This window comes from Spartinivicinus poritis, from assembly GCF_028858535.1.
GTDB classification, from domain to species: Bacteria; Pseudomonadota; Gammaproteobacteria; order Pseudomonadales; family Zooshikellaceae; genus Spartinivicinus; species Spartinivicinus poritis.
The window spans coordinates 1-26,830 of record NZ_JAPMOU010000051.1 but is presented as its reverse complement, the minus strand read 5'-3'; the positions used below and the strand labels follow the sequence as shown (position 1 = coordinate 26,830).

General features: G+C 43.3%; 29 protein-coding genes. 2 read left to right on the top strand and 27 right to left on the bottom strand.

The genetic code is table 11. The annotated features are described in order from the left end of the window. Nucleotides 1-35 precede the first annotated feature (35 nt). A complete protein-coding gene (locus tag ORQ98_RS24270; RefSeq protein ID WP_274691409.1) occupies nucleotides 36-1,979 on the bottom strand; it encodes a M12 family metallopeptidase in 1,944 nt (647 codons plus the stop codon). A gap of 475 nt (nucleotides 1,980-2,454) precedes the next feature. On the opposite strand from ORQ98_RS24270, the gene ORQ98_RS24265 reads away from it, so the two are divergent. Further along, nucleotides 2,455-2,799 (top strand): hypothetical protein, encoded by a 345-nt coding sequence (locus tag ORQ98_RS24265; RefSeq protein WP_274691408.1) that lies wholly within the window; start codon nucleotides 2,455-2,457, stop codon nucleotides 2,797-2,799. 4 nt (nucleotides 2,800-2,803) lie between these two features. Here the strand turns inward: ORQ98_RS24265 and ORQ98_RS24260 are convergent, their stop codons facing one another. The 26 genes from ORQ98_RS24260 to ORQ98_RS24135 all read right to left on the bottom strand — a co-directional run bounded on the left by ORQ98_RS24260 (nucleotide 2,804) and on the right by ORQ98_RS24135 (nucleotide 26,160). Next, nucleotides 2,804-4,216, bottom strand: a complete 1,413-nt coding sequence (locus ORQ98_RS24260) for a hypothetical protein (protein ID WP_274691407.1) — start codon at nucleotides 4,214-4,216, stop codon at nucleotides 2,804-2,806. A gap of 377 nt (nucleotides 4,217-4,593) precedes the next feature. Next, on the bottom strand, nucleotides 4,594-5,991 hold the full coding sequence (locus tag ORQ98_RS24255; protein WP_274691406.1) for a baseplate J/gp47 family protein: 1,398 nt from the start codon (nucleotides 5,989-5,991) through the stop codon (nucleotides 4,594-4,596). Beyond that, nucleotides 5,991-6,338 (bottom strand): hypothetical protein, encoded by a 348-nt coding sequence (locus ORQ98_RS24250; protein ID WP_274691405.1) that lies wholly within the window; start codon nucleotides 6,336-6,338, stop codon nucleotides 5,991-5,993. Before ORQ98_RS24250 ends, ORQ98_RS24255 begins: the two co-directional genes overlap by 1 nt. Before the next feature lie 2 nt (nucleotides 6,339-6,340). Beyond that, nucleotides 6,341-8,347, bottom strand: coding sequence for a hypothetical protein (locus ORQ98_RS24245; protein ID WP_274691404.1), 2,007 nt, complete (start codon nucleotides 8,345-8,347; stop codon nucleotides 6,341-6,343). A gap of 101 nt (nucleotides 8,348-8,448) precedes the next feature. Further along, nucleotides 8,449-9,228 (bottom strand): hypothetical protein, encoded by a 780-nt coding sequence (locus ORQ98_RS24240; protein WP_274691403.1) that lies wholly within the window; start codon nucleotides 9,226-9,228, stop codon nucleotides 8,449-8,451. A gap of 1 nt (nucleotide 9,229) precedes the next feature. Next, nucleotides 9,230-9,727 carry a hypothetical protein gene (locus ORQ98_RS24235; RefSeq protein ID WP_274691402.1) on the bottom strand — a complete coding sequence of 166 codons (498 nt, stop codon included), beginning with the start codon at nucleotides 9,725-9,727 and terminating at the stop codon, nucleotides 9,230-9,232. A gap of 4 nt (nucleotides 9,728-9,731) precedes the next feature. Next, nucleotides 9,732-10,292 carry a hypothetical protein gene (locus ORQ98_RS24230; RefSeq protein ID WP_274691401.1) on the bottom strand — a complete coding sequence of 187 codons (561 nt, stop codon included), beginning with the start codon at nucleotides 10,290-10,292 and terminating at the stop codon, nucleotides 9,732-9,734. Continuing rightward, entirely contained in the window at nucleotides 10,289-10,777 is a 489-nt protein-coding gene (locus ORQ98_RS24225; RefSeq protein WP_274691400.1) for a hypothetical protein, read from the bottom strand. The genes ORQ98_RS24230 and ORQ98_RS24225 overlap by 4 nt, the downstream gene beginning before the upstream one ends. 29 nt (nucleotides 10,778-10,806) lie before the next feature. Further along, nucleotides 10,807-11,409 carry a hypothetical protein gene (locus ORQ98_RS24220; protein WP_274691399.1) on the bottom strand — a complete coding sequence of 201 codons (603 nt, stop codon included), beginning with the start codon at nucleotides 11,407-11,409 and terminating at the stop codon, nucleotides 10,807-10,809. 4 nt (nucleotides 11,410-11,413) lie between these two features. Next, nucleotides 11,414-12,055, bottom strand: a complete 642-nt coding sequence (locus ORQ98_RS24215; protein ID WP_274691398.1) for a hypothetical protein — start codon at nucleotides 12,053-12,055, stop codon at nucleotides 11,414-11,416. Nucleotides 12,056-12,074: 19 nt separating this feature from the next. Next, entirely contained in the window at nucleotides 12,075-13,895 is a 1,821-nt protein-coding gene (locus ORQ98_RS24210; RefSeq protein ID WP_274691397.1) for a hypothetical protein, read from the bottom strand. After that, complete coding sequence (locus tag ORQ98_RS24205; RefSeq protein ID WP_274691396.1) at nucleotides 13,892-14,149, bottom strand: hypothetical protein; 258 nt, start codon at nucleotides 14,147-14,149, stop codon at nucleotides 13,892-13,894. The genes ORQ98_RS24210 and ORQ98_RS24205 overlap by 4 nt, the downstream gene beginning before the upstream one ends. An 84-nt stretch (nucleotides 14,150-14,233) precedes the next feature. Further along, complete coding sequence (locus ORQ98_RS24200; protein ID WP_274691395.1) at nucleotides 14,234-15,793, bottom strand: hypothetical protein; 1,560 nt, start codon at nucleotides 15,791-15,793, stop codon at nucleotides 14,234-14,236. 246 nt (nucleotides 15,794-16,039) lie between these two features. Further along, entirely contained in the window at nucleotides 16,040-16,819 is a 780-nt protein-coding gene (locus ORQ98_RS24195; RefSeq protein ID WP_274691394.1) for a hypothetical protein, read from the bottom strand. A gap of 64 nt (nucleotides 16,820-16,883) precedes the next feature. Then, the gene (locus ORQ98_RS24190) at nucleotides 16,884-17,660 is read right to left on the bottom strand and encodes a hypothetical protein (protein WP_274691393.1); all 777 of its coding nucleotides are present in this window, start codon (nucleotides 17,658-17,660) and stop codon (nucleotides 16,884-16,886) included. Between the two features lie 44 nt (nucleotides 17,661-17,704). Then, nucleotides 17,705-18,319 (bottom strand): DUF6915 family protein, encoded by a 615-nt coding sequence (locus ORQ98_RS24185; protein WP_274691392.1) that lies wholly within the window; start codon nucleotides 18,317-18,319, stop codon nucleotides 17,705-17,707. A 244-nt stretch (nucleotides 18,320-18,563) separates the two neighbouring features. Next, complete coding sequence (locus tag ORQ98_RS24180; RefSeq protein WP_274691391.1) at nucleotides 18,564-18,857, bottom strand: PAAR domain-containing protein; 294 nt, start codon at nucleotides 18,855-18,857, stop codon at nucleotides 18,564-18,566. Further along, nucleotides 18,857-19,591 carry a phage baseplate assembly protein V gene (locus ORQ98_RS24175; protein WP_274691390.1) on the bottom strand — a complete coding sequence of 245 codons (735 nt, stop codon included), beginning with the start codon at nucleotides 19,589-19,591 and terminating at the stop codon, nucleotides 18,857-18,859. The genes ORQ98_RS24180 and ORQ98_RS24175 overlap by 1 nt, the downstream gene beginning before the upstream one ends. Next, a complete protein-coding gene (locus ORQ98_RS24170) occupies nucleotides 19,575-20,636 on the bottom strand; it encodes a hypothetical protein (protein WP_274691389.1) in 1,062 nt (353 codons plus the stop codon). The genes ORQ98_RS24175 and ORQ98_RS24170 overlap by 17 nt, the downstream gene beginning before the upstream one ends. Beyond that, nucleotides 20,578-21,297 carry a hypothetical protein gene (locus ORQ98_RS24165; protein WP_274691388.1) on the bottom strand — a complete coding sequence of 240 codons (720 nt, stop codon included), beginning with the start codon at nucleotides 21,295-21,297 and terminating at the stop codon, nucleotides 20,578-20,580. The genes ORQ98_RS24170 and ORQ98_RS24165 overlap by 59 nt, the downstream gene beginning before the upstream one ends. After that, nucleotides 21,288-22,154 (bottom strand): hypothetical protein, encoded by an 867-nt coding sequence (locus ORQ98_RS24160; RefSeq protein ID WP_274691387.1) that lies wholly within the window; start codon nucleotides 22,152-22,154, stop codon nucleotides 21,288-21,290. Before ORQ98_RS24160 ends, ORQ98_RS24165 begins: the two co-directional genes overlap by 10 nt. Continuing rightward, complete coding sequence (locus ORQ98_RS24155; protein WP_274691386.1) at nucleotides 22,144-23,688, bottom strand: tail fiber domain-containing protein; 1,545 nt, start codon at nucleotides 23,686-23,688, stop codon at nucleotides 22,144-22,146. Before ORQ98_RS24155 ends, ORQ98_RS24160 begins: the two co-directional genes overlap by 11 nt. Then, on the bottom strand, nucleotides 23,681-24,187 hold the full coding sequence (locus ORQ98_RS24150) for a hypothetical protein (protein ID WP_274691385.1): 507 nt from the start codon (nucleotides 24,185-24,187) through the stop codon (nucleotides 23,681-23,683). Before ORQ98_RS24150 ends, ORQ98_RS24155 begins: the two co-directional genes overlap by 8 nt. Beyond that, nucleotides 24,184-25,254, bottom strand: coding sequence for a hypothetical protein (locus tag ORQ98_RS24145; protein ID WP_274691384.1), 1,071 nt, complete (start codon nucleotides 25,252-25,254; stop codon nucleotides 24,184-24,186). The genes ORQ98_RS24150 and ORQ98_RS24145 overlap by 4 nt, the downstream gene beginning before the upstream one ends. Beyond that, on the bottom strand, nucleotides 25,251-25,559 hold the full coding sequence (locus ORQ98_RS24140; RefSeq protein WP_274691383.1) for a hypothetical protein: 309 nt from the start codon (nucleotides 25,557-25,559) through the stop codon (nucleotides 25,251-25,253). The genes ORQ98_RS24145 and ORQ98_RS24140 overlap by 4 nt, the downstream gene beginning before the upstream one ends. A 1-nt stretch (nucleotide 25,560) precedes the next feature. Then, on the bottom strand, nucleotides 25,561-26,160 hold the full coding sequence (locus tag ORQ98_RS24135) for a hypothetical protein (RefSeq protein ID WP_274691382.1): 600 nt from the start codon (nucleotides 26,158-26,160) through the stop codon (nucleotides 25,561-25,563). Nucleotides 26,161-26,527: 367 nt separating this feature from the next. On the opposite strand from ORQ98_RS24135, the gene ORQ98_RS24130 reads away from it, so the two are divergent. After that, complete coding sequence (locus tag ORQ98_RS24130) at nucleotides 26,528-26,728, top strand: hypothetical protein (RefSeq protein ID WP_274691381.1); 201 nt, start codon at nucleotides 26,528-26,530, stop codon at nucleotides 26,726-26,728. Nucleotides 26,729-26,830: the final 102 nt, after the last annotated feature.

Genomic DNA, 26,830 nt, shown 5'->3' with positions numbered 1-26,830 from the left:
GGGTGCAACGGCACCCCTTTTATTCTTACTCTCTATTATTTTTTGCGAACTTCAATAGATGATATGTGATCATTTATACCGTATTCAACGAAGCAGCTAGTATCGGAGTTAAGTGTTTTTCTCCATCCGTTGAATTGATCATGTTGGTATAACACCACCTCATATCCAGCACTTACTTTTAATGATGAGATATCATCATTTTTCATTCCCTTTGCTTGCAGCTGTTTTAAAGTATAACGACCAGGTTTTAAGCTCACTTTATAGCCACCAAAACCACAGTGCTTGTAAACGTCCGCTACAGATGAAACTTTTTGCACAGGCTCCTGCCCTAAGTTCCACTGCTGATTGTTGTAGCCATGTTTAGGCCATATTCCAACATGAGCACCTTGGCCATATGGATGTGAATAAAAAACATCTAATACAGAATAGTTGCTACTCGCATTTTTGATGAACTTTCCATTTACATTCCATTTTTGGCTATTTTGGCCATTACACTTGTTTAGTTGAGTTAAGTTTTGGTTTTTTGAGTTTATATCTAAACATAGTGAAGTTGTTTGTCTAGGCCGTATAGTACCATCACTGAACGTTGCCCATTGTTGGCTGTACTGTGTTTTACAAGGCTGTACTACAACAGAAGCTGATGCCTTTGCACTTCCACCTTTAATATCTAAACACAGGTTTTTGTTACTTTCAGTGATAAATGACTTATAGCTACTCGTTCTAGTTGCATTAACATTAGTCGTAGTAGTAGGTTTGGTTGGTTTAGGCGTAACTGTTACTTTTTTGGGAGAAACACTAAGCACAAAATTATGCTTTGTTGAATACCCATGCCCATCTACAACTTGAACTGAAACGCTAGCCTTACCACCTGAGGTTTGTTGTCGAGTTTGCAACATAACTAAACGCTCATTGCTATCTCGCCCAGGCTTTACAGATATATCATAATTAGCCAATACAGCTTGGTTATTTGATTGCGCAGTTACTGTTAATTGGCTTGCTTGGGTTTCACCATCGCTCACACGCACTCTAAGCCCATAATTACTTCCTGCCACTAACGAGGTTGAACTACTAGATAATGATAGGGATGGAGCAGTGTTAGTTACTTTAGCTTCAGGTTTTCCATATGCTGATTGCAAAGCCTTTATGTCTCCTTCACTCAGCTTTTCCCTTTGGCCGATCACGCGCTGGAATTTAGGATCTTTAGTCGACATTGATCTACCACCACCATAATGCATAATTGAGTGGTAGTCATAACCATAACTTCCATGCTTGAGTGAATAACTCCCTAACTTTCTATACTGTCCTTTCCAGTCATCAGATATGTTGTTCCAGTGGATAGTAACGTAATCATCCCGGTCATTTCTTGTCTGTTCATGCATAAAACCAAGTGCATGCATTAACTCATGAGCAGTTGTTCCCAGAGCATAACCATCTGTGTAAGAAAGTGGTTGGCGGCCACCTGTCATTCCTAGTAGAGAGTATGCACCACCATCTTCAAAAATATGGATATAATTCTTTTCAGTTGTTCGCTCAATAAACTTGATATTCGCTACTTCTTCAATCCACTTCATCCCAGTTTTCATTTTTTCACGGAGATGTTTAGGGTACTCTGCTGCAAACTCGTAAGGAACGATGCCATTTGGCCAAGTTGTCTTACCTCCCCAAGAACTTCGAGCAATAAAAGCGCCATCTTGCTCATATGTGTCAGGCGTATCAGAAACATTTGCCTTTCTTACGACTAGAGGCTCAATTCCAAATGTTTTTACATCTTCTTCTGTACCAACAAGTATGTCACCTTGAAGAAGAGCTTTTCCGTTAATTACCTGAACAGTTGCTGCTTCACCAGTCTCTTGAAGATAAGAGTGTACTGTTTTATCGAATTTATCTGCATTCGCATCAAGTTCACTATAGGCAGAAGCCGTTCCTGCTGTTACTGATATTGCGGCTGCTAATGCCGTTAATGAGTGCTTGAAGTTCATGGCTTTAATTCTCCACTGTATAAAAAAGTGGGTGAATAATAACCATAATCGAACGTTGGTTTTAGATTTTGTTCGCAAAACAATCAGAATTTTGTCGTGCTCAATATTTTTGGGACATATATTTATATTTATTTGTGAAATAGGTTGAAATTAAAGTCGATTGTTATCTCAAATAGTAATAACCCGCAAAGACTTTTGCTAACGAGGCTTGTAACTGCCTTACTTATGCTGGAGCCAATGCATGGCAGCCGATTTCTTATATTGATGATGAGGGGATTATCCATGAAATTATGCAAGCGGCTGTAGAACCATTAAACATTGAGCTTGTATCAGCATCTGTACGCCCTTGGAAGAGAGCCATGGACGACCTATTGAAAAATAAAATTGATGCTATTTTTGGAGCCTTTTTAATAAAAAACGAGAAAAGTTATTTGTTTACAGCGCACCGATATTTCAAGACCACATAAAGCGGTTTGTGCACGTTGATAACCAGTTTCTCTTCTCGTCATTGGTAGATCGAATAGGTAAGAGTGGTGTACGTCCCTTCGGAGGAAGTTATGGAGATGAATTTGACCGTTTTGATAGAGAAAACCTTAATCTAACCCAGATAAAAAGCCATTATTTAATGATGAAAATGGTGCAAAAAGGCCGAGTTGACTTTGCCATATTTGCAGAATTTGATGGGGTGGATGCCGTTAAATCAATGGGGCTAAGTAATATTATTGTACCTATTGATCATGAAGTGGCACAACTTGATATATATGTCTTATTTAGCGTGAGAGGCAGAGTACGACTTCTGCCTCTAAATGAACTTAAATAGCGGTTTATTCCTCATTAACCTGTTTTAGCACCAGGTCATCAAACTGCATTGTTTCCCCTTGTCCCCAGTTTCCTGCGACATAGATCTTCACATAACGTGTACCTGGTCTAAAATGATCATGGCTGTTTTGCCAGATAGTCCCCTGCAGTTGACGGGTATAAGTTGTCCACTCTTGAGGGACTTCACCACTGGCAATATAAATATGAGAGCTACTTTTTTGGTGGTTTTTCAGTACTGTGACGCCAGGTTGAACCTTCGCCAACATATCCTCTGGTAAAGCCTGGTTTAAGTGAATACTGTAGTCGTCAACTAGTTTATAGCCACCTTTTTCAGGATCCGCGCTACTTTCATCACTATGAATGAGATAGTCAGGCTTTTTGTTGATATTGCCATCCAGATAAACGCCGATTGAGCGTTTATAAGCAGGTGTATCGCTGCTGGCCCAACCAGTAACAGGGTTTTTAAAATACACCACACTATCAGTCATTTGTTCTACTAAGCCATCAGTCCCAGCTCGGTTGACATGTTGTGAGTCAATCCGATTGTAGTTTTCATCGTAGCTTTCTAGGCCAAAATAGATCTTGGATGCTTGACTTCCAGTTGATTTAAAGCGCCCTGACAGTTGGTAGGCTAGTGCCGTATCGACCGGTAATAACTGACTGGTCCAGCGTTGTTGGCCTTGCATTTGATATAAGGTATTTCCATCAACCTTTATTGTATCGGCATTAACAAGCGTATCGGAATTTCGCTCAGCATCTAAGCGGTATGAAGCTGCTTCGACTGACCAATGTAAGGTGTAATGGGTTTTTGCTTGCTGAGTTGCAATCCCGCCGGAATTATTGCGCCCTACTTTAAACTCAATATTGTTCATCCCTGGTACAACTGTTCCTGTGACACTAGAGCGATTATCAACAAACTTACCATTATTATGCGAAATTGAGCCGTTTCGCACGTTGGCTAAGCCATACCCATAATACACTTTCCAGGCATCTTCTGGAGCAGACTGTTTTTCAACATCGGCTGTCATGCTCAAACGGACTTTGCCATCAGTTTTAGAGGTAAAAAGATAATACCAACGACTGCTACATAGAAGCTTGCCGTAGTGTCCCGTAGGGGAAGGTTTACTATAAGATTGACCACACTTTATACTGGCTTGGCCTGAATAGGGGCCTTTATAAGTGGCTGTGACATCTAAAGTTTGCTCAGCTTCTGCGCCCTGATCGGATACATTTTCTTTTTTGCTCCAATGATAGCTTTCTATCGCTTTCTCATTCCTGGCTTCATGATGTTCATAGTGGTACTCAATCGCGTCATCATTTGCACTTAATGCGTAATAAGACCTAACGTCTGTTAAGAGCGGTTTTGCAAAGCAGGGGAGCGCTAAAGTAGTAGCAATAATTAAACTAGAATGCTTCATCGATATTTTCCTTCTGACATTCAGATTGTTTAATGACATATTTATAATTGTTAACTAATTGAGCATAAATTGTTTAACTAACAGGTGTCAGTTGCTGTCAGTAATTAAAATAAAAAATTTTCCTATCAATAAAATAATCAAGTATTAACGTAAAGTTAATACTTCTGCCAGTAAATGATGCAGAGTGTAAGTTAAATACTTTAGAATAAGCAAGCTATAATGCAACTATTATTTTTTTGTTTAATAGATAGCCACTTCTTTGCTTTAGGCAAGTGAATTTGTAAAAGAAAGTATTGATAAAAATTGATCATTTTCAACAATAATTAGCTATTAACAAATAACCATATTTAAGATCAGACATTGCTAATTTATTGTGGTCAGTAATTTAACAATAATCCTGCCATGGTTTTATCTATATCAATAAATAACATTTCTGTTAGGTTTTTTGGCTCTGCTGGACCATCAATATTGATCTCAATATCGGCATGTTGATCAAAAATTCCCAGGTTATTCATTAATCGATAGAAATCTCTTACCTGGGCTTTTTCCCGCTTTAGTGGTGAGTGCTTATCATAATGTTGAATGAGTAATTGTTGTATTTTCTGCCTGGCTTCACTGAGCACCACTGATCGATGAAGCGTGCCTTTAATGTTGACGGCAAAGCTCACATCGTTACGTTTGACTAACTCATAGCGGCGGTTAAGTTGGGGCACGGCTTGTAATGAAGCCAATATTTTATCGCCAATGGCCTCGTCATCGGGTGCATACACACAAATAAAAATTTTATTAATAAAATCCACATTAGGTGTACCATGCATGGCTTCCGCTTCTTGCTCGCCCCACACATTGCACCACAATACATTGGGATGATTGCGCTTGATAAAAAATACATAATCATCATCCCACACTTTATTTTCGTTATAGAGCGGGTAATACAATGCATTACGTCTAATGGCTTCTATGCTTTCACCTGGACGGCCACCTTCGATGACATCCGCGGTAATTATTTCGAGGTCGTTGGCAATCCCCGATTGCAGCGGAAATAACGGTTGATTGGGCATTAAAGTGGTTTGTCCTTCAGTCAGTTGCAGTGCAATCGTTACCGTTGCATTCCGTGCCGGAATTTTCCCAAAAATCCCATTACCCAACCGAATGCCGACTTGATCGGTATGGGTGTAAAACTCGTCGTATACCAGGCTATCGCCGTTGGTGTTTCTAAATAATCGAGCCTGTTGCCACTCCTGTGGCCCTTCACCTTCATCTACCCAGACCTGTAATTGATGGATGGTGGTACTTAAGGCGGTTTCCAGTAATAACTCAATGAACGGTTTTTCTTCTGCAATCGTAAACGTCAGTTGCTGTTGTTTTAGCTGGGTAATGGCAACGGTTGCACGGCTATTGGTGGGTATTTTGATACCTTCAACCAATTGATAATGCAGTTGTTGTTCTGATAACAGCGCCAGGCCTGCTGGTAGCCCAACCGTTTCAGCGCTGTTATTGATAATGGTGGCTTTCCCTTGAGACGGTGTCGGACGAGTCGGTAAATATTGTCGATCTTCGGCCAAGGCTAAAATACTCGACCGGTTAAGGGCGGTTGATAAATAACTTTCCTGGTGAGCGCGTTCGACTCGATGCAGCGCATACGATAAGGCTAAATTCTGAAAAATATTCAGCCCTTGCATGACTTGGGAACGGGCTAAAGGTTGCAATGCCGGTTGCTGTTCAATAATTCGAATAAATTCATTTAAAGCGGCTTGGTGATTATCCAGGGACATTATAATTCCTTATTCGACAGTTGCAGGTTAGTTGTACCCATCTGGTGACGTATCACCACCTGCATAACATCAATTGCAGGCCAGCTGACCCGGATCCCTTGAATCGATAACCACTCTACATCCTGACTGAGTTTTTTCACAATACTGATTTCTAAGGCAACAGCCGTATCTTCACTTTGTGGCGCGAACCGAAAAGGCGACAGGTTATGCCCCCACGCCGGGTTGTCAGCAATCGTAAATTGCGCATTAGCAAACCATTCTTGCACATTGTTGTGAATGGCCTGGCTATCATGATGAATGGTTAATCCATCGGCAGAAACTGACAGTAAATGATCCAGTGCTTGCACAGTTAAATCCGGTCGTGACTCATCAGGGTTAATACCACGTCATCAAATTCTGTGGGTATCGACGAAAACTCAGGCGAGGCTGAGCTAGACATAGCGGTTGGCTGCACCGCTCGTGTAGTGGGGAATTGCTGCAGTGATTTTGCTAAAGCTTGCCCGAGTTTTTGTTCGTCTAGTGTTATAGTGGGTGAAGGGGAATTAGCCACTGCTGTATTGATATAATCATGGCCTTCAACTGCTGTACTTGGCCTGTCGTAAATATTGAGTGGCGCTGGATCAACGGGGGAAGAATGCTGATTCACATCAGCCGCGATAGGTTCTGCTATAGTAGTAGAGCTAATCCTACCCTGATGTTGGCTGGTGGTCGCAGTATTCACCACCAGCTTGTCTGTATCTTTAAACTGTAATTCTGAATGATCTACCTCAATAGTTTGAGCTCCAGCTTTTGGGATGTCCAACACAGATACGGCAGCTGTAGTCGGTTTTTCTTTTTCAGCTAAATAATCACTGGCAGTCTGGCCAGCTAGATCACCTAACCAGTTACCAGCCACTCCACCAATAATGCCACCAATCAATCCGCCCACGGTTGTCCCTAGCAATGGCACTACACTACCCAGTGAGGCTCCCGCCATAGCCCCTGCAGCGGCACCTCCCATTGTCCCCGTGGTTGAGGCACCAACCTGAACCACTTTTTGGGGCACTGATAAATCCTCACGATTTTGTAAGGCTCCATAAGTCGTTGCGGCAGTCACGATACCTGCTACGGGTCCTCCGAATTTGGCAAGTTTCCCAAGCTTGGGTAACCAACGACGGCGACGATTATTACGACGACGATTGTTGTCTTGATCATCCGACCGTTGATCTGTATCCAACCCATCACTTCTACAACAACAACTGGCTTGCTGTGCGAGTTGACTAGAAATATTCTGCAGCAACTGCTGGGTATTTCTTTCCTCAGAAATTAACGAAAATGTTTGCCGTTCCAATTGATCACTGACGAGTTGCTGTTGCTGGCTTTGGTGTACCTGCGCTTGCACTTCTGCCTGTTGTTGCTGTCCCGCCGACAACTGTGGTGTTTCAGAAGCTGGGGGTATGACAGGCGCTGCCTGGGCTCTGTCGGGTTGATTAGGGCGTTGGTCATTTGTTGTACTAGGCTGAGCCTGTGTTGTACTGCTGACATTGGCGACGCTTGCGGTATTTTCTGCCTGAGTCGTATTGGAATGTGTCGTATTTTCTCTATTGGTGGTGGTCGCCTGTGTTGTATTGGCTGCTTGGCGGTTGGGCCGGCTTGCGCGGCTATTTGTTCTATTTTGAGTTGAGTTTGTATTCGCACGATCCCTGCGGACACGATTAAATAACCCCTGGGCGTGGTGCATAAACCCCATGGTTTCTTTAGCCACTGACCATAACCCACCACCCAATGCATAGCCGGTTAAATCCCCTTGATGGGATCCCATTGAAGCCTGCAACTTACCGAATTGGGTGCTGAGCTGTGCACGACTGGCAAACTGACCGTTAGCTAACCGAATCGGTGTACTTTGACGAGTCGTGTTAGCACTCGTATTGGCAGCTGTTGTATTTTCATTTGTGGCGATAGGTGTTGTTTGTGCTTCATCTGACGTAGAATGAATGGCCTGTAGTCCTGCCAGACTATGTTGACCTGCTTCGGCAGGTGTTGCGGCTACAACCTCGGGTTGTGGCTGGTTTTCTTGCAGGGTGACAGTAGAGGGTGCCGATAGCTGAGCCGCTTCAGGTACTACTGTCATTGACGTTGCTTGCTCGACTACAGGTAGTATTACCGGGCTAGTTGTTTCAGCTGTTGGCTCGGTAACCTGTACGGATACTTCATTCGTTAACCCTTCCGTATTCTGTGCTACCTCCTCCAATAAGTCGACAATTTCACTGTCCCACGGCGATAAGACAGTATTCGGTGATTCGGCTTCAAGTACCGGTGTGGCAGCGACCAGAGTTGTATTAGCCGCGGCGTTGGTTTCGTTGTTGGAGCTGGTCATGTAATTTAATTACCGTCGAAACATCACAGGCGAGTAAATCCCCTAAATTTTGTTGGCCTCGTAAACATAAATTGGCTAATAAAATATGCCAGCCTGTTAGGCTATATATCTGGCAACTGGAAGTAATCCCGAAAGGGAAAAAATAAGGTTAACTCGTCATTATTTTTTTGCGTCTCACAATCACAACTCGGCACTTGAGTGGTTAATTGCAGTTGGCCTTCATGCATGACTGACGGCAAGCCATGTTGTAATTCAGCGAGTTTTTCACTGATCAGTTGTTTTAATTGGGTAAACTCACTCGCGGTTAATTGTAATAACCATTGTTTTTTGGCGTCACCCTCTAAATTCAGCTCAACAAAATCCAGACAATAGGTTATTTCAGATAATGGTAATTCCGCTTTTTTGTGTCGGTATTCAGCGGTGTGATTATCTAACGGATGCAGAGCGAGTTTTATGTGTTCTAATTGTTCTAACGCTTTACCGGTCAGTGGTTTAATATGCAATACTTCTCCTTTAAACACAGCTTCTCGATAAGGCTTACCTTTAAGTGTTGTACTGCTATCAGCCAAATCCCGACAATCCAAGCGGTAGCTTAGCGCTTTATCACAACGGGGGCAGGTGTAATCCAGGGTCATTTGAGTATCCGGCAAGGTGTGCAGGGCATACCAATACACCGCCAGGCGTCTGTCATCCCCGGTCCATTGGCGTGCATCACTGTAGGTTTCAGGGGCCTGTAATTGATTTAAATACTCCGTGGTGATGTGCTCTTCTAGTTCTGGCTGCGTATCGGCAATTGCCAGCATATCTTTTACTGTCGCTTCTCTTAGTCGGATCGTTAATTCTGGTTGGCTTGGACGGGGTAGGGGGGCGAAATAATGCATATTATCGAAACTTCGTAAAGGTCACGGAAAATTCTAAAAATCCAGGCTCAGTATAAGACTCAGTAATTTCACCAGCCTGATTGGGATACACTAAAAAAGTGTTAATTAATTGCTCATTATTTAGTTCAGTAAGCTGCAATAGTTGTAACTGACGTACATAACCCAGTTTGGGGTGCAAGGGGGGATTTAAGGTACCATCTGGATTCTTTATATTGGCTATCCAATCGAGTAACCAACGATGAATACGTCGGTCTTGGTGATCTCGCAGGGTGACGGTCAGTAATCCTGGTTCTGCTTGATGAGGTAAATTAACAAAGCTGGCTCCGGTTAAAATGGGGTTGGTATTAATCGTAAATAACCCATAGGTTACGTCTTTCACAAACAACGCAAAGTCAGTGGGCTGGCCTTCAATCTCAAGTTTAAATTGCCAGTTCTGCTGAAAAGCCTGTTGGACACTGCGTTTAACTACTAATCGTTGCTGGGTAGAATCGATAGCCATTGACTTAATGACTCAGTTGGGCCGCGGTTAAAAAGGGCGGATGTTCTTTCATGATCGCTTCCAGTTCAGTTAATTGCCCTCGAATATCCGCTTCTACTGGTAAATGGTCAGAGGGTAATTCCGCAGCCTGGTGCATCCCTCGTAACCGCTCATTATTCGCCAGGCTAATTAAGCCGTGTAAGTGGCTATGAATAAAACTGACTTTGGTATGGGATGGAAAATGATCGGTTGCAAAATCCCAGCGGGTAAAATCCGAAAAATAAATAATCGTCACATCACCTGCTGATTTTTTACCGAATTTATAAATTAATGTATTGCCATGCAAAATAATCGGTGCCGGTTGCTGGCGTTCATCATATGCCGTTAATAACCCTTCGTAATCGTCAGGGGCTTCAACACCCTCGGTCAACTGTTCAGGGGCTAATACCAGGGTTTTCTGAAAACCGATACTGCCATGATAGGTGCGACAACTGCGTTTTAATAAGGCTAAAAATGTCGCCTCATCATCTAACAATAATAAGGAAAATTCGGCTTTAATATCGGCTAATAAATCCAATGGTGTCATAGGCGTTCACACCAGTTGTAGTGAATCGTGACAGGAATTTGGATGGTACCCACCCGGTTAGAGGTATCTAATTCCCCTGGATCGGCCTTTATAATACAGTCTTCCAGTTGCCAGCCTCGGCGCTGTTGACCTTCCCCGACTAACACCATTTCGATAGAAACATATTCTTTATTCTCGATAATCTTACATAAAGTGTCTTGGACCAGGCCGGTTTTTAACTCCACCATATTCACAGTAATATCACCGTCCCGTTTCACGGCACCGTATTGCTGAAATCCCTGGCCGTATAAACCAAAGTCCTCCACCGGCTCGCCGCGGGAAATCTCGGGTAATTGGGCAGTACGGACTAATACGGTTAAATCCTCATAGCCTTTGATGGTCATCTCAAAATCAGACGCCACCGCACGCTCACCCATGGCCACGTTTTTTGAGTAAGCACGTTTTAATAAGGGAATATCGCCTTTAACATTGGGTATGCGTGACATAATCACTTTTACTCCAGAAAATAAAACCATTAACCGTAAGTAGCTGGGATATCGGCGCGGGCTAGCATTTTTTCGGTTTTAATTGATAGTTGCACTAAGGCCTCTAATAAATAACCGTTTTTATCCCGTGGCCCATCGAGCGGCACTTGCAGGCTTTCAATGACGCAAGGCCCACACATCACATTGCGACCAATATTGATCCACACTGACTCGGGTTTTCGGCCCAGTGGCACTAAGTCATTAACGTCAGGCGTGGCCATTAATTCCAATGCTTTAATAGCCGCTTCCACTTCATTTTTCGGATCGACTAAGGCATACAATTGCAGGCTCAATGTAAATTGGTGGGGTTGATTACCTTCCCATACCTGCTGGCTATTCAAGGTGGTGACCGATGTTAGCCCAGTTAACGATTGAGTTAACCCAGCGGATTTCTGGACCGGCTCTTGTGCGCCGAGCGAATCAGTTTCAAAAGGGCTGGACCAGGTGGTACTAATGTCTTTGCTGGTACCTTCACCAATGGCGCCTACTACGAGAGTCGTGCTCTGATGAATCCAACATTTTAAGTAAGGGCTGATCCGATTGTCATTCAGCCCCACTTGCGTCAGCCCTTCTTGTTGCCAGAGCCCAGCCATTTAATTACAAGCCTCGCTGTGACCGCAACTTCATGGCTTTGGCTCGTGCCCGCTTGGCGGCGGCACTGTGCGCCTTGCGTCGTGCTTTCTTGAGGGCGGTTTTTTGTGCAGCCGTCATTCGACGTTTACGCACAGGGATTTTTTTCAGGACAATCTTGCCATCAATGACACGTCGCTCGGCTTTATCCATCACCGGCTCTGGACGGATAATGGCGTATTCAGCGACTAAGGTACCGTCATCTTTTGGCTCGGTGCTCAATTTATCTTCTATTTGCTGGGCAACGGTTAATGCACTGGCTTCATCCTGGCGTTCAAACAAAGTTTTAACATCCCGGTTTTCAGCGCCTAATGCCGTCAATGCAATAGCGGTTTCACGGGTTAAATCTTCATAATAATCTTCTTCCGGTTGAGTAATATCGTCCTCAATAGCAACGTCTGCCATTCCTGAGACAATTTCGGTCAGTGCATCTGGGGTGACTTCATCATTTTCTACCCAGGCTAACGCACTGGCCATGGCACTTGCTCGTAATTGTTGATCCCCAAATTGATCAATAATGCTATCCATAATTAATGGGTTGCTATTATCCAGACACCAATAGTCGATATCTGTTGTTTGTAAATCACCAGGGGAGCCGGTATCAAACATAAATACATTCCTCAAAAAATTAGCGCATTAATTTCGGTTGCAGGGCAATGCGACGAGCCACACCGGTGGGTGCAAAACTCACCTCGACTTGCCAGAGGTCAATTTCCAGTTGTTTAATATCAATACGAAACGGATTTTCCCCATCACGCTCGGGGTTTCGGGGATTCACAAATGCGCCCGCATCCACACGGCGCTGACAAATGTCATTGGCTAAGGTGGTTAGTAATGAGAGGGTTAAACCATCGGGCTCGAACTTGGCGACACTCGCCGCTTGAATAAATTCGTGGGAAATAGCATTTAAAACCGCTACCACATGTTCAAAGCGTAAATAATTATTTTTGGGCCAGAGATTTAAACAATCATTAATAAATTTTCCTTTATCGACTGGATTAATCCGGGCCTCAACCCGTTCATCCGGTAATACAAAACCCATGTGGTGTAAGGGTTCAATCCCGCGCCGATTAATGAGGCCGCGGCTTTCACCCGCTGCCGTATAATGAGCACCCGAAACAGCCCCATGGCCAGTTGGTGTCGCATAACAGCGAGCCTTGGCTGCAACCAGTGCCCCAGAGGCACCCCATAAACTTTTACCGCCATACCATTCGTCATTCGCTTTGTAAGGATAATGAATCGCCTGAGCCTGGTAACTCACCAAATTGGCGTCTTCCAGCCATTTAAGCGCGGCACTTTCCGTTAAGTAAGGGGGAACATCTAACTTAAACTGGGTTAATCGGCCTTCTGCAATGGAAATCGCATGGGCTAATACCGTAGTGTCGTATTGCCCGGCCGCAAACAATAAATCAAAGCTAATATCATCGGATTTAAGGCGTGACCATGCCTCGATCCATTGCTCAGTGGTGGGTGATTCACCATTACTGCCACCCGTAAAAGCACCACTCAATGGCATTACATCAGCCCAGCGGGAGTTGTACGCCACCTGACATCGAAACCGGGAAGAACGTTCTTCTAAGACAGTTGGCGCATAAGCACTTAAGCCCTGATCATCAATATCGTCAGTATCAATGCCGACTTGGTAAGACTCTACTAACCGGGACTGACCATAGTGGTCTTCGTAAAAGGCCAGGGTAAAACGCTGGTCAACATCATCCAGGGTGGTAATTTCAACCCGCCGGTGATTACTGGGGTGGCCATCTACCGGCCAGACCACTAACCAATAATCCTGAGCAACCGCCATCTCAGTGCCATAAGGATGGCTCGCGGTTAATACTTCAGGTGGCGCTTGCTGGGTCTTGCCATGAATCACCAACTTGGTACCACTGGCAATAGCTTCCAGATTGATACTGTCGTCTTTAGCAATCCACAATACCGGGGTAGCGCCATGCTGAAAATGGTGCAGGTTATACAGCTGACTGTTAATGTCTACGGTCCAGCCATCTGCTTCAGCGGTACTCACAGTAAAATCCAAAGCAGACGACGACAGCAGTATTTTAGTGGTGTCGTCTTCGACAATGGGTGTGGACTGTACAGTGACTTTATAATCTTTAGCGGCGGGGGCTTCGGGTTTTACCGGAAACGCCAGGCTTGGAAATTGAGCACCCGTGCCAACCACACGAACGACCTGACAAGCAGCACACTCGGTTAACGCATCCTTCAGATGCCGTAAACCCTCGGCTTTGGTGCCGGCGGACATGGGTAAAGGCTTGCCAAAAATGGATTGCCAGTTATCCGCCGTAACCGTGACTGGCCTACCGACCGGGCCTTGTGAAGCCTCAATCACGGTCGCGCCAATGGTCTGGCTGCTACCCGTGAGTGAAATATTGTTATCAATGGGTTTGAGTACGGTAATCCCCGCACTCTCAGTTATGGTTTGACTAATCATGCCACCTCGTCAATACGCATCGTAATCGCAGGAAAACCTTTTAAAATCTCACGCAAATGGATCACCTCCGATTCAGAAAAAATATCCGGGGCGGTATTGGCGTGCCCAGCAATCCAGATCCGTTTTTTACTTAAGGTGCATTCCAGCGGTGATATGCTGGCATTTTTAAAAACCACTTCAAAAAAACGTTCGGCTGGTTCGGGTTTGTCTTCCGTGGTAGTTTCAGTTGACGTATTTTTGCGGCGAGTTGCCATAGTCTACACTCCAAAAAAATAATTAAAAAAACAATCGAAAAAATAAAAATTGAAATAAAAAATAATTGATTAGCTCAGTGCCGCTTAAGGCACTAAGGTGAGCATGGTGTAATAAGTTCGGCCATTTTTAGGGTGTAAATCCCGGTAGGCTAATTCATACAGGGTGTTGCTATGGCGTAATTTTTCATCAATCGGGTGCTGGTAATTAATAGCACTGATGGCATCTGCCGCGACATAACCTGAATCCCCGTGGTCTCTACCTTTGGCATAACAGAAGATTTGCCAATCAGGGGCAAACGGGTCTTCTTTAAAATCAAACTCAAACACTTTACCCACATAGTGAGGCTGAGGAACATGGCGATAGCCGGGGGCCATGCGTACATGGGGGGCACCAATGGATTTCAATAACGCGGAGGCTTTGGGGCCAGCAATAATCCCCACCAAACCACTTTTTTTGGTGCGATACATTAAATCCTGGCTGATTTCATAGAAGGTCTGGCGCAGGGTTTCATAATGATCAGTGAATTTAAGGGCACTAGGGACCGTGTATTTCCATTGACGATTACCCATCGCAAAGAAATACATATCGATTAAGCGACGACGGTCTTTTTCAGCGGCGAGAATGTTTTTAGCCGAACTGAAATTTAAGGCATTCAGGTCAATACTGAATTCACGACGGGCGCTGAATACTGCTTGAATGGTGGCACTGGCTGCAATTGCGGACTCGTGCGGATAGACGATCCAGGACTCCATTTCATGATCAATTTTAGGAATTAATGACGGGTCTTTCTCGATGGAGACATCATACGCCACATGAATTTCAATCCCGTTTTTAGGCGGTACCGAAAAATTAATGGTAATCCCACCATTATCATGGTCGACAGAACCTGTTACCGTCACGGCCTGGCCATCAGCATCAACGAAATGCCCGGATAACAACCCACGACCATTTAAATCTTCAGCTACCAGGTTACGATCATGGTAAACCCGTACTAGCTCTTTACGCACAGGCATACCAATACTTTTAGTGAATTCTTTGGTAGTACCATCCCCAGTTGCTACGGGCTGGCGCTGATTCATGGAGGAATACTGACCATGAAAGGAATAATCAATGAGATCACCTTTTTTCAGGTCGCCAAAGGTCGATCCCGCCCGTCGGGTAATCGCAAAAATTTCGGATTTATCGTAATTAGGTGGAATATGGGTGACCATATCATTCGTAATACTGGTCAGCATGGTAGGGACAATTAACGCTACTTGGTGATTACGCTTTATAATGCCTTCACTGGTCGATGTCGCCGCATCCATAATTTTATGGTTAGCGGTATTGACCAGCATATTTTCGATGGTGTGATAAGCACTGGCCATCATTTCGGCGGATGGTAAACAGCCGCGCTGATCATAATAAGCACGTACGGCATTAGCAGTCACGCCTAATAACAAAGGACCTTGCTCGCCTGCGGCATCAAAAATGGTGTCTTTGACAACGGCTTTTAACTGGCTGTTGCGTTCGGCATTGTCAGTAATAAATCGGTTGGTGTTAGCAGATTCAACTTGAGGATTGATGACCGCCTGGCGGAATAGGGCGGCTTTTTCATTAATGGTATTAATTCGATTGTGATATTGGGTGATCGTTGCGACCATAGCAGGTGAATACTCCGGGTATCAGACTGATAGAGCACCACCCTAACATAGAAGATTAAAACCAACCGCTGACTGAAAAATATTGCAATTATTTAAATATCGTAAATTGCTTACAGAATTTGAGAAATTTGCTATTGGCAATGATTAAGGAACAACGCTATAGTGAGTTGGCTCAGTTATATAATAAATGATATAAACAAGCCCCGTCACCGAGGCTTGTTTGTATTTATTACCTAGAAAAACTAGTTACATTTCTTCATACATACTATGGTCAATTTTTTTGGCATCTTCTATCGAATATTCTTTGATTTCAAATAAAGGTTGTTTTAGCAAGTCATTCACAACAACGAGCGTTTCTCCATCCTTTTTTATCTTTAAATTTTTAGATCGTTTTGTTCTCGATAAACCAGAGTGTTTACTTATAAGTGCTTCAAGCAGTATCGGTTGGTTACTGAGATCTTCTAATTCCCCTTTCAATACAATATCTTCATTAAACAGGTAACTACTGTTCTTAACAACACGAAGTGCATAGTCATAGCTATTGAAGAAACGAGGTGCTTCTTCATCGTAACCGTAGTATTCATTTTGTGTTGGTAACCATATGGTATAAAATACTGGTTCAGGGCGATCGAATTCTGCTAGCTCATGAAAACGAATACCTGTCATCTCTCTGATAGTCCATATTTGATCATCAGTTGCATGATCTGGTATATAGATTTCTACATCATGATAAAAGTCATAATTGCCTTCATCATCAGGCTCCAGGAAGGGTTCACCAAAAGACTCAACAAAATAGTTATTTAATGCCAGCCAAGTTTCTTCGTCACCATCACCACATGGGTGCAGTTGCTCTAAATCAAATAAATCTTCATTTCTAAATGCTTTGCACTCTAATGCTTTGTAACGTTGGGTGGCTTCTTCTTTATCTTGAAAATAAGCTTCTATTCCCCCTGCACAATGAGCATAGGAACATTCGTCATTGTAGTGAAAGGCAAGTTTTCGTATTACATAGCTTTTATTCGTCATATTGTATCCCCCATTAAATGGTTAAATCACAGATTTACAAATGATGTAATGTTTAATCGATGAATTACATGATTGCATATTCATCATGGTCAAACTGTTGGGCTTCTTCTAATGAAATTGGACGTAACTCAAAGAAAGGCTTTTTTAATATTTCATTTAAAGTGATAATTTCATACTCATTGAATCGCTCAATTTCTAACTGTTGTTTTTTATCATTGTATTTTAGTAGTTGACTTCGATTAATTAGGGATTGCAGAAGTGTAGGTTGATTACTGATTGATGATAATGAACCTGATATTATTTGAGGTGTCTCAATGATATCGTAATGATCTTTGATAAAGCCTATCGCTTCGTCTTTACTATCAAAAAAATATGGTTGGTCGCTGTAAGTTAGAAAACTATCGCTGTGTAGTAACCAAATACCATAAAACTCAGGTACTGGTTGATCAAATTCGCCAATTTCGTGGAAAGTAATACCAGTCATTTCCTTAATAGCCCATGCTTGCTCATCGGTTGCTGAGCAAGGAACTTCTATGTAGTGATGGCTAAAATCCAACTCCCCATTTTCTTTGGTTTCAAAAAGGGGTTGTTTAAATTGCTCGACAAAATAATCATGTAATTCTTGCCAAAGTTCTTCGTCACCATCACCCATGTGGCTGACTTCTGGCATATCATAGATAGGCATCCCTCTAAACTCTTCGCATTCTAGTTCTTTAAACTTCTGAATAGCTTCTTCTTTGCTACCTATAACAGCCTCAATACCACCCATACAATGAACATAGGAACACTCATCACTAAAGTGATAGGCAATTTTACGAATGACATAACTTTTTTGGCTCATAAATGAGTCACCATTTGAAATTCAAAAGCGTAAATTTAACGGGATTATACAGCGACTTTAGTTTTTTGAAGTTTGACAGCACTGGGCGGTGGAGCAGAGCCATTATTCAGCCATAACTCAAAATCCATGTTATTAAAAATATCATTTGGCGAGATAGCAAATTCAGTGAGTAGTGGCTGCGTTCCCATCACTAGCGGTAAAATCTCATTGATAAACCAGCTATTATGTGTGAACAACAACGATGCAAGCTTGCCTGTATTGGCTAAGGGAGACATTAAAATTTTGCTCACGGCTGGGTTTTCAGCATACAAGCCATGCATTGTATTAATGGTTGTTTTCCAGTTGGGGATGGCTGATGTATCAATTAAATCAACAAAGTCTGATAGAGTAGGAATAAATCGGTAGTGATAATCGATTAATAAATGGTCTTTTTCACATAAGTCTTTGACATCAACTGTCTTGCCATCACTATTGGTAATGGTATTGCCAAATACAGGTACAACAATTTCCCTTATTCCCCATAAAGTATGGAGTATACGGTGTCGACTATCACTGCATAGAGCCTTTGTGCTATCGATAAAATCATGGATTGGATAGTAGTCATCAATATATCCTCCCCAGTGTTTAACCGATATTAAGGCGTGCTTATAAGTATTCATATTAAAAATGAGGGGAGTTTAATTGGGGGAAAGCAAAATGAATTGATTCCATTTTTATATGCCAATGGATAAATCGCATACTGTATTCCTTACTGGCAACAACACAAAAAAGAATACCAATTGTATCCTATATACGGCACAACAGGCATGAATATTTACACTTGTAGTAATTATTTTTTGTATCAGTATTAATCTGTTTAATAGAGTACAGTTATTGTCTAATTTATGGGCTTCTTACAATTGATTATTCTTTGACTTGGTGAAGCGACTCTCCTGTCGCTATCGTTGACCCACAGCTGACACTATCACCTACCCGAGCCACTGGTTTACCATTAATAATATGGTTGGGATTTCCACTGGTAGTAACACCTGCATGGGTTTCAGGTATTGCAGGACAAGTGTGGGGTAGCCAGCCATGCCCCTTACAATGCACCGGTTTTCCATTGATGGTATGCAGGGGTTCGCCTTCACTGTTTGCACGAGGTGGCCAGCAACCATGACCGGTACAGATAGAGCCTAATATTGCAATAGCTGGCATTAACCTAACTCCTCAATAAACTTTTTCGCCTTCACAATAAAATGTTGGCCTGTCTCAAAAATAATGTTTTTAGCTGCTTTTATGGATAAATTCCCACTTTGCACATTCAAGGTAGCATCACCGGCCAGGACATTTATGGTTAATTGATTACCGGCAATCAGTTTGGTTTTCGTTTTGCTGGAAAATAAGGTTTTTTGTTCACTGTGTAATACTGCACCTTGTTCGTTTAACTCAAACGCCGTGCCGGTTGCACGATGTGTGACACGGTAACAGCCTGGCGGCTCATACTCGACAGTAATTCCATTGTGTGTGGTCACTGATGACTGATGGTATTGAACGGGGGCTGGTTGTGTTTCTTCATCGGTGCGTTGATGATTAAAGGACTCGGGACCGGTCCACGACTCATGGGGGGTATTGGGTTGACCTGCAGGGCAAAAGTGGGCGCTGCCAATAATCCGCGGGCGTCGTGTATCGGGTTGGCCATGACTGATATACGGAAAATCCACCCATACCCAGTCACCTACCTGTACAGGGGTAAAACTGCCAGCGTTATAACGCGCACCAATGGGTAATAAATATTCAGCCCAGGGTAATTTGTCTGTTGGCACCCCTTCGGTTAGTCCTAAAATTTGTACCTGTACCCGCTGGCATTTTTTCGGGTCATCGGTATTCATGACCTGGCCATGATATTGAGTAGGGGTGAGTGGGGAATTTAACTCAGTGGTATTGTTCATTGTTTAAAGGCAAACAGGTTTTAACTCGGCATTGGTATTTTTGAGCAGAATAGCGATGTGCCACTGACTGAATAATTACCTTATCGGGTAAACTCTCATCAATCGGTAGTTCAGTATGGTTCCGATTAAACACTAACTGAAGGATAATACCGGCTTGCAGCGCTCCATTGCCTAAGCAAGTAAATTCTAATGTTGGCGTTAACAGGGTATTTAAATTGGCTAACGTAATTGGGCTCTTAAAACCTACCAGCTCACGCGGTGCACTGGACGAAGCAGTAGCATTCGTATTATTTGCATTAAGAGAACCTTGGGTTAAATGCCAACCAATAAACTGGCGTTGGGTAAAGCTCTGAATCAGTGGATCCGCATTGGCTTTTTTAAACGACACCATCTGATTTTGTTGGCGTGTATCGTTGTAGTGGTAGGAAAGATGAGCTGTTTTTTCAAGCAGTGTTGAAATAGGTTTAAACATAAACTGCTGACGTTGATAATAAATCACAGCCGCATTTTCTCGGGCAATTTGTTTGAGTAAACGACTGGGCCGCATACCGGGCAATAGGTGATAATCCTCAATGGCTGGGAATGCACTGGTATTGATCGCCGTGTGATTTACCAGCGATTTAACCACGCTTTCAGGGGCTTCTCCTACAAAAAAACGAGCCTGAGTTGCTGGCATTTTTAATTGAAAAATCACCTCACTCAAGCAATTTAGGGTTAAAACGGATTCAGCATCCATGGGCATGGTCAGAATCACAAAGTGCTCTATCGTGTCTAATTCATCCCGTCGATAGGGATCCGCTAAGGTGACCATTAATGTCTCAAAAGGTTTAATGCCTAAATCGTCCCTAAAAATCGCTTCCCGATCATTCAGCTTTAAGATTAATTTAGGCCCAGATAAATCCAATGTTTCAATATAAACCGCTTCGATTAACCAGCTTAAATCCAAGGGTTTATCCTGATAACGAATTTCCTGAATTAAGACATGTTCAAATGTTGGGTTGGCTGCCAAACGGAATGACTCGTAAATTAAACTGAATCGGCTCAATTAACTGGCTCTCATTTCCTACCAGAATGGGTGTTAATAAGGTGTGCTGCACTTCCAGTGCAAATAATCGGGTTTCTTGATGCGGATCCAAACTAATATCGGTTGCTAGCAATGTTTCGGGTTCTCGGATATAGGCTTCAGCGGTGAATTTTTCATCAGAAATTTGGTAGTGAAGCGGGATTTTATGGTGATTATGTTGTTTCTGGTTAATAAAAAAATACCAGGCAAGGGCTAATTGTTCAGGATGATTGCGCTCATGCCCGACAAAGACCAACCGATAAGTCATATCAAAATACATCACTTGCAGTTGGTAAGGTGTTTCCAGATCTTTTAACCAGAGTATATCTTGATAGATTCCACCATAATGTTCGGGATCGGCACTGGCTAAGCTGATATCTCGAAAATAATAAATCAAGGGTAGGGTAACGGCAGCGGTTTGGTTTTGTTGCTGAAAATGCCCCTGTTTGCCCAATTGCTTCATGAACACTAGAGGACTATCTAATTCACCTCTAAATATCTTGTGATAGGATGGTCTAACAAAAAAAGATTGTAGATTAGAATCATACGATCCAATGTTTTCATAAGCTGCTACTAAGTGGCAACCAAATGCTTTATCTACCATTGATAGGTTAGTGAGCGTGGGAGGCAAATCTATAGCCATTGAATACTCCCAGCCGTAGCTGCACCTGCACGCCCACCCGATGAGCCGTAATTACCCCCTGTGCCATGATGGCCAACAGCTCCACCCGCACCGGAATAATTTCGTTTATTACTACAAGTGCGCTCTTCACCACGACCATGAGTACGACAAGACTCCCATCGATAATCAGTACCATGACCTGGACCGTATAAGCTGCCTCGACCTGCGCCGCTATGATACTCACCTCTCCCTCTTCCACCGTAGGGCTGTCCACCACCACCTCCATCATTTTTATTTTCTCTTGAACTACCACCTCCACCGCCGCCGCCAATAACACTGCCTCCCGGATGGACTTTGAGTCTTAAGGTGCCATGATGCACCGCAACACCTGTTCCCCCATGCCCACCGGTATAACTGTGCCGAAAGTTTGCACCTGCGCCACCACCACCGCCTCCCCAAATATGGCCGTAGACTTCTAACGTTAACCCACCAGGAAAATGCGCCATATTGACATTCATGCCAGTACCCCCGGCATTACCATGACCGCCACCATGTCGATCAGCCCCACCATGCCCGGTGACATACACCCCTGGATTGACAATTAAAATACACGAGGCCTGTCGTTCGCCTGGTGTAAACCAGGCATCGGCACTGGTGCCATTCGCTACCGCGCTACTGATATGCTTAATTACTTGGTTAGCACTACAGTAAAACTGACTAAAAGCAATAGCACCCGCCGTGGCAATTTTGGCATTGGAGGGGGCATTGGGAACCAGACTTTTACCCCGGTAATACTGCGATAAGCTGAACGGTTTATTGCCTTTAAATTCAGTGGCAATATCCGTAAATGAGATTGGCCCTTCACACCTAACGGCCATGCAATTGCTCCTCTAAAACAGAGACTTTATTTGAAATGGCTTTCACCGCTTCCACTAATAAAGCGACCACGCCAGTACTGTTAATTGATAAGTATCCGCCAGGTGCTGTTTTTACCGCATCAGGTAGTACCTGTTGTACTTCCTGAGCCATTAAGCCCACCTGGTAATTGCCAGTATCGGTCCGTTGATAATGATAGCCACCCAACTGCTGTAGTTTTTTGAGCGGTGCTGAGATGGGGTTAATATGCTGCTTTAAGCGTTGGTCAGAAAAAGCGGTCACATCTCCTTTTGAATACAGCGAGCCACAAGTCAGAGATCCATTACAGTTAAGGTTCACATTAAAGGTGGCCGAATGGTAGTCCATCACCAAGACGTGTTTTTTCTGGTTAGCGTTATAATTTTCAAAAACAAAGTGATCACTGCCATTATCAGCGGCTTGGAAATAGAGTCCACAATGTTCAGAGCCACTGGTTTCTCGCACATGCACTGAAAATGTATCTGATAGCCCTGTCCAATTAATACCGTTGCTGTTACCGCTTCGAACAATATCAAACTGCACAGAGCCTGATAGTGTGCCGCCTGTTTTTTTATAAACTGACTCGTCATTGGCTTTAATGGCTAATACCGCAGGTAATTGAGCTACATCCGGGATAGCCAGTTGCTCAAATCGGGCTTTATCCAATTTAGTATTTAGGGCATCTCGTAATCCTGCAATATTATCGATACCTAAACTCTCTAGGTTTTCTTTATTTTGCTTAATATATTCAACAATATTTTTTAATGATTCAATTTCACTGCTATCCGAGGATAAAAAAGCATTAATGGTATCGATCATTTCTTTTAATATACGACCTTGGTTGGCTGATAAGGAATCGGTCGCTGATTGTGAGCGTAAATGATCAATGGTTGGGGGTAGGCTTTTTATTAACTCATGCAGTTTTTTGCCTTGTCTTGCGGATAAACTGGCATCCGTTTGATCAGAATTGAGTTGATTAATAATTAAGGGCATTGCTGCCGCTAGTTGATATTGAGGATGTGGATTGCTTTTTTGTTCATGGGTTAATACCGGGATCCGTTCAATACGTCGACTGATATCCAACATACTTGCGGTTAACATTTCAGCATCTGACGGCACTTGCAGGGTAGCTAACACCACACTATGTGGGGTGAGGGTATGGGTCACCACCAGTTCCACTGTACTCACTTGGTGGTGCTGGTAATCCACAGCAATCACAATATGTTGAGTGTCACCTGGGGTAATGGTTAATGCTTTTTGCATTCCAGCAGGCATCCGGGCTGTCAGTGAATAACCTTGGGTTTCAACTACGGCTATCGACTCTTCAATCGCATCGCCTACCAAAATAGTTAGTGGATTGTTTGCATCAATGGTGACATGAAAACCACTATAAATACCTGTGGGCACGACACCTGCTAATTTACGGTTGATGGTGGCACCTGAATAATTTTCACGCCAAGCCGTGTCTATGCGTAAATCATTAACCGGCTGTTGTGGCCAGCTATTCGCATTAATCATGGGTTACCTCATCCTCATCAATCAAAGCCAGTAGCGCCTGTGTGTCAGCATGACTCATGGGCAACACCTGGTGTTTAGCACCCACTAGTCCATGTTTGCCAATAGGGGTAGCAGCCAGCACATAAAATAATTCCACGGTTTTTTTGTCATTGGGTAAGCGGTCTTCACACCATAAGATACTTTGTTCAGGCACCGGCGCGGTATCCAGTAATACCGTTTTAGGGCTTTCAAAATCAGGTGCTGACTGAAACCCCGCTGTTAATAAACTTTGTGGGTTGTCATTAGGAAAAAACCGCGCTTTCACAATCACTGGCGCTGCATAATTGATGGTAGTTTCGTGTTGCTCCAGAGTACCTACCAAATCCAGAGGATCTGACGCCTGGTCTTGCAGAGCCTTAAATAACATCACTTGCCGAGTATCCCGCGACTGAAATAAAAATTGTTTCGTATCACTGGCCAGTCGTTCAGTTAATGCTAAAAAGTCCTGGGGTTGGATCATAATTGCTGTTGAATAGCCTCTGCAGACATGCCTAATTCATCCGCAAATTTTTGGTAAACGGTATTTGCCGGTAAGTTATAGCGCTGAGCAAATGCCAATTCTTGCTTAATATGGGCTTTTTGTTGAGCGGTTAATTGCTGAGTCATTTTTGTTCTTGCTCGATTAATTTTGTTACGGTTAGCGGGCTTATTTACGTGACGGCGTAACGCTAAATTGACTTGCCTGGCCAGTTCGGCGCGAATTTTTTCCTGGTTTAACTCACCCACACGCGCTCGGCTGAGTTGCTGATGATCTTGCCGAGTCATGAACTGATGACGGGTATCGCCAGCAAAGCCCGCTTGTTCTGCTTGCCGGATCATTTGTTGGGTTAATTGGGTTTTTACCGTGGGGCTTTTTAAAGTCCGAAAGACCTTCAGAACATGCTTACAACAACAGCCGCGTAATTGAGGATTACGCACTTTGGGGAAGTCTTTTTCATAAGGTTGAATCGCAAATCCACCCACCGTCGCGACATAGCGATACCAGAATTGATGACGACCACAATCACAATCAAACGATACCGGGCCGGCCAGGGTTTGGGTCATCGCTCGATTAACGTTGCCAGCATCAGTTAAATGTCGCCACCAGTCTTCTAACCTGACTTTGACCTGGTGAAACTGAGCTTGATATTTACCACTGGCAGTCACACTGAATGTTAAGGTTGAGCCATGGATTTTATAAAGTCGAGCGGACCGAATTTCTACATTAGCCCGTTCCACATCTATTGCCCGAGACGAAGCAATTAATTGGTCCATGGGCACGCCCTTAGCCGAACCAAACTGTTTGGCCAGTCGTTGTTGTGCTTGAGCAAACCCGGTTAAATCCTCGATAGTAAATGGGGTGCCGTCTTCTCGGGTACCGATTAATACTTCCGCATTAGGGGGCATTTCCCCAGTGCGAATGGCCATGCGGATTTGATTCGGTGATAAGGTGCGTCGGGCACTGCCTCGGTTCTGACGTAGCTGACGACGTAGCTCCGCAAACTCACGATCCTGATGCCGAAAATTTACGCCTTTAAAAGGGTTCATTCGCGCCCCTCAGAATCAGCATAGGCTTTGATTTGTTGGCGAATCCATTTAATCGGCGGCAACTGTAGAGTAGTTCCAGCTTTTAATGCCCCGCGCATGTCGTCTAGCTGAGCAATAATAGCCACAATTTTTTTGAGCTGGGGAGTGCCATAAAAGCGAAGCGAAATTAACTCTGGCATCAATACTTCATCCAGAGCAACTTCATGGATTTGCCATTCAGAAAGAGGATTACGCAATGCCTTATAAAACTGAGCGCGTAATAAGGGATCCTGAATGGTTAATGGCGATAAGCGAGCATGCTGCATGTTAGCAACCTCGGATAATCGCCGCTAATCCTGGCGGTAAGTGGGCTAGCTTATCAGGTGGTTTACTGCCTAATAATAGGGTTAAATAGTCATGAGACGCGGGATTAAAGTGTAAAGCACCCAACACTAACAATAATACAGACCGCTGGTAACCAGTAAATCGTTGGTAATCAATGTCATAACGATTGCGGCCTTTGTCGTCTTTATCAATATTGATTGAATTACGGTGAATTTGGTGACGTTGCAACCCATGCTGAAAAATAATATTGCCTAATTGATTGCCTTGAATTTCGCCTAACCCACTTAAAGCAAAATAATAATCCAGCGCAATATTTTGATAACTGCGGTTTTCAGCCGGTGCGGATTGATCCAGGGTCAAGGTATAACCCATATTAAATAAACGACTAACGTCTTCTACCAGTACAAGAAATTGTTTATTCAACACATTTTGTAGTGTCTCTAGTAACCCCGGTTGCCATTGTTCTAGCCGCCCATTTAAGGGGGTTAATTGATCAATAACTAAATACTCACCGTTAAACGCCCCTTGTGCCAGCACTTTTGGGTGACTTACCAATGAGACGGCACAGAGTTTTTTAATCATCCAACGGCCCTCCCAATTAAATAAAGCGCAGGCCCGAAGGCCCGCTGTTACATGCCATGCCAATAGAACAAGGTCTATTATTCAGAAAAAACTGAGGGCGTCTATGATAAAAAAATATTGCACCTCATCAAAATATCAGACAAAAAAAGCAGGCACTAGGCCTGCAAAGACACAATAGATCATAAGGAGAAAGCAGGCGGGTAAGGGGGTAAAGGAGGGAATGAACAGTTTCAATTTACGGGTAACCCGCCTGCATGAGTGGTTATTATTCATAAAATATTCATGGTGTCTATGATAAAAAAATATCGTATGTCATTTTTTTAAAATGGGTTATGATGCAATTAATGAAATACAACAGAAAGCCTCTATGACAAACGACTATCAAGATATCAACGCCTCGCTACCACCCATGAATAGCCGTGTCGACGTCATTTGTCGATACCATGATCGAGATGAATTAATTACTGAAAAAATACGTGCATACCACGACAATGGTGGCGAATTTTACTTAACGACCGTCGGTCATAATATCAGTAAATTAGTTACGCACTGGAAACTAGCCGGTTAATCTGGCTAGTGCCTATTCACTGTCATTTAAAAAGAAAAATTAATTGCTGATGTGCTTTAATAATATTCGCTTTCTTCAACACTAATATCACCTGCAGCGACA

Excerpts from the sequence above, each read along its gene's own strand:
- ORQ98_RS24270 (WP_274691409.1), bottom strand. The coding sequence starts at position 1,979 with ATGAACTTCAAGCACTCATTAACGGCATTAGCAGCCGCAATATCAGTA.
- ORQ98_RS24260 (WP_274691407.1), bottom strand. The coding sequence starts at position 4,216 with ATGAAGCATTCTAGTTTAATTATTGCTACTACTTTAGCGCTCCCCTGC.
- ORQ98_RS24255 (WP_274691406.1), bottom strand. The coding sequence starts at position 5,991 with ATGTCCCTGGATAATCACCAAGCCGCTTTAAATGAATTTATTCGAATT.
- ORQ98_RS24245 (WP_274691404.1), bottom strand. The coding sequence starts at position 8,347 with ATGACCAGCTCCAACAACGAAACCAACGCCGCGGCTAATACAACTCTG.
- ORQ98_RS24240 (WP_274691403.1), bottom strand. The coding sequence starts at position 9,228 with ATGCATTATTTCGCCCCCCTACCCCGTCCAAGCCAACCAGAATTAACG.
- ORQ98_RS24235 (WP_274691402.1), bottom strand. The coding sequence starts at position 9,727 with ATGGCTATCGATTCTACCCAGCAACGATTAGTAGTTAAACGCAGTGTC.
- ORQ98_RS24230 (WP_274691401.1), bottom strand. The coding sequence starts at position 10,292 with ATGACACCATTGGATTTATTAGCCGATATTAAAGCCGAATTTTCCTTA.
- ORQ98_RS24225 (WP_274691400.1), bottom strand. The coding sequence starts at position 10,777 with ATGTCACGCATACCCAATGTTAAAGGCGATATTCCCTTATTAAAACGT.
- ORQ98_RS24220 (WP_274691399.1), bottom strand. The coding sequence starts at position 11,409 with ATGGCTGGGCTCTGGCAACAAGAAGGGCTGACGCAAGTGGGGCTGAAT.
- ORQ98_RS24215 (WP_274691398.1), bottom strand. The coding sequence starts at position 12,055 with ATGTTTGATACCGGCTCCCCTGGTGATTTACAAACAACAGATATCGAC.
- ORQ98_RS24210 (WP_274691397.1), bottom strand. The coding sequence starts at position 13,895 with ATGATTAGTCAAACCATAACTGAGAGTGCGGGGATTACCGTACTCAAA.
- ORQ98_RS24205 (WP_274691396.1), bottom strand. The coding sequence starts at position 14,149 with ATGGCAACTCGCCGCAAAAATACGTCAACTGAAACTACCACGGAAGAC.
- ORQ98_RS24200 (WP_274691395.1), bottom strand. The coding sequence starts at position 15,793 with ATGGTCGCAACGATCACCCAATATCACAATCGAATTAATACCATTAAT.
- ORQ98_RS24195 (WP_274691394.1), bottom strand. The coding sequence starts at position 16,819 with ATGACGAATAAAAGCTATGTAATACGAAAACTTGCCTTTCACTACAAT.
- ORQ98_RS24190 (WP_274691393.1), bottom strand. The coding sequence starts at position 17,660 with ATGAGCCAAAAAAGTTATGTCATTCGTAAAATTGCCTATCACTTTAGT.
- ORQ98_RS24185 (WP_274691392.1), bottom strand. The coding sequence starts at position 18,319 with ATGAATACTTATAAGCACGCCTTAATATCGGTTAAACACTGGGGAGGA.
- ORQ98_RS24180 (WP_274691391.1), bottom strand. The coding sequence starts at position 18,857 with ATGCCAGCTATTGCAATATTAGGCTCTATCTGTACCGGTCATGGTTGC.
- ORQ98_RS24175 (WP_274691390.1), bottom strand. The coding sequence starts at position 19,591 with ATGAACAATACCACTGAGTTAAATTCCCCACTCACCCCTACTCAATAT.
- ORQ98_RS24165 (WP_274691388.1), bottom strand. The coding sequence starts at position 21,297 with ATGGCTATAGATTTGCCTCCCACGCTCACTAACCTATCAATGGTAGAT.
- ORQ98_RS24160 (WP_274691387.1), bottom strand. The coding sequence starts at position 22,154 with ATGGCCGTTAGGTGTGAAGGGCCAATCTCATTTACGGATATTGCCACT.
- ORQ98_RS24155 (WP_274691386.1), bottom strand. The coding sequence starts at position 23,688 with ATGATTAATGCGAATAGCTGGCCACAACAGCCGGTTAATGATTTACGC.
- ORQ98_RS24150 (WP_274691385.1), bottom strand. The coding sequence starts at position 24,187 with ATGATCCAACCCCAGGACTTTTTAGCATTAACTGAACGACTGGCCAGT.
- ORQ98_RS24145 (WP_274691384.1), bottom strand. The coding sequence starts at position 25,254 with ATGAACCCTTTTAAAGGCGTAAATTTTCGGCATCAGGATCGTGAGTTT.
- ORQ98_RS24140 (WP_274691383.1), bottom strand. The coding sequence starts at position 25,559 with ATGCAGCATGCTCGCTTATCGCCATTAACCATTCAGGATCCCTTATTA.
- ORQ98_RS24135 (WP_274691382.1), bottom strand. The coding sequence starts at position 26,160 with ATGATTAAAAAACTCTGTGCCGTCTCATTGGTAAGTCACCCAAAAGTG.
- ORQ98_RS24130 (WP_274691381.1), top strand. The coding sequence starts at position 26,528 with ATGACAAACGACTATCAAGATATCAACGCCTCGCTACCACCCATGAAT.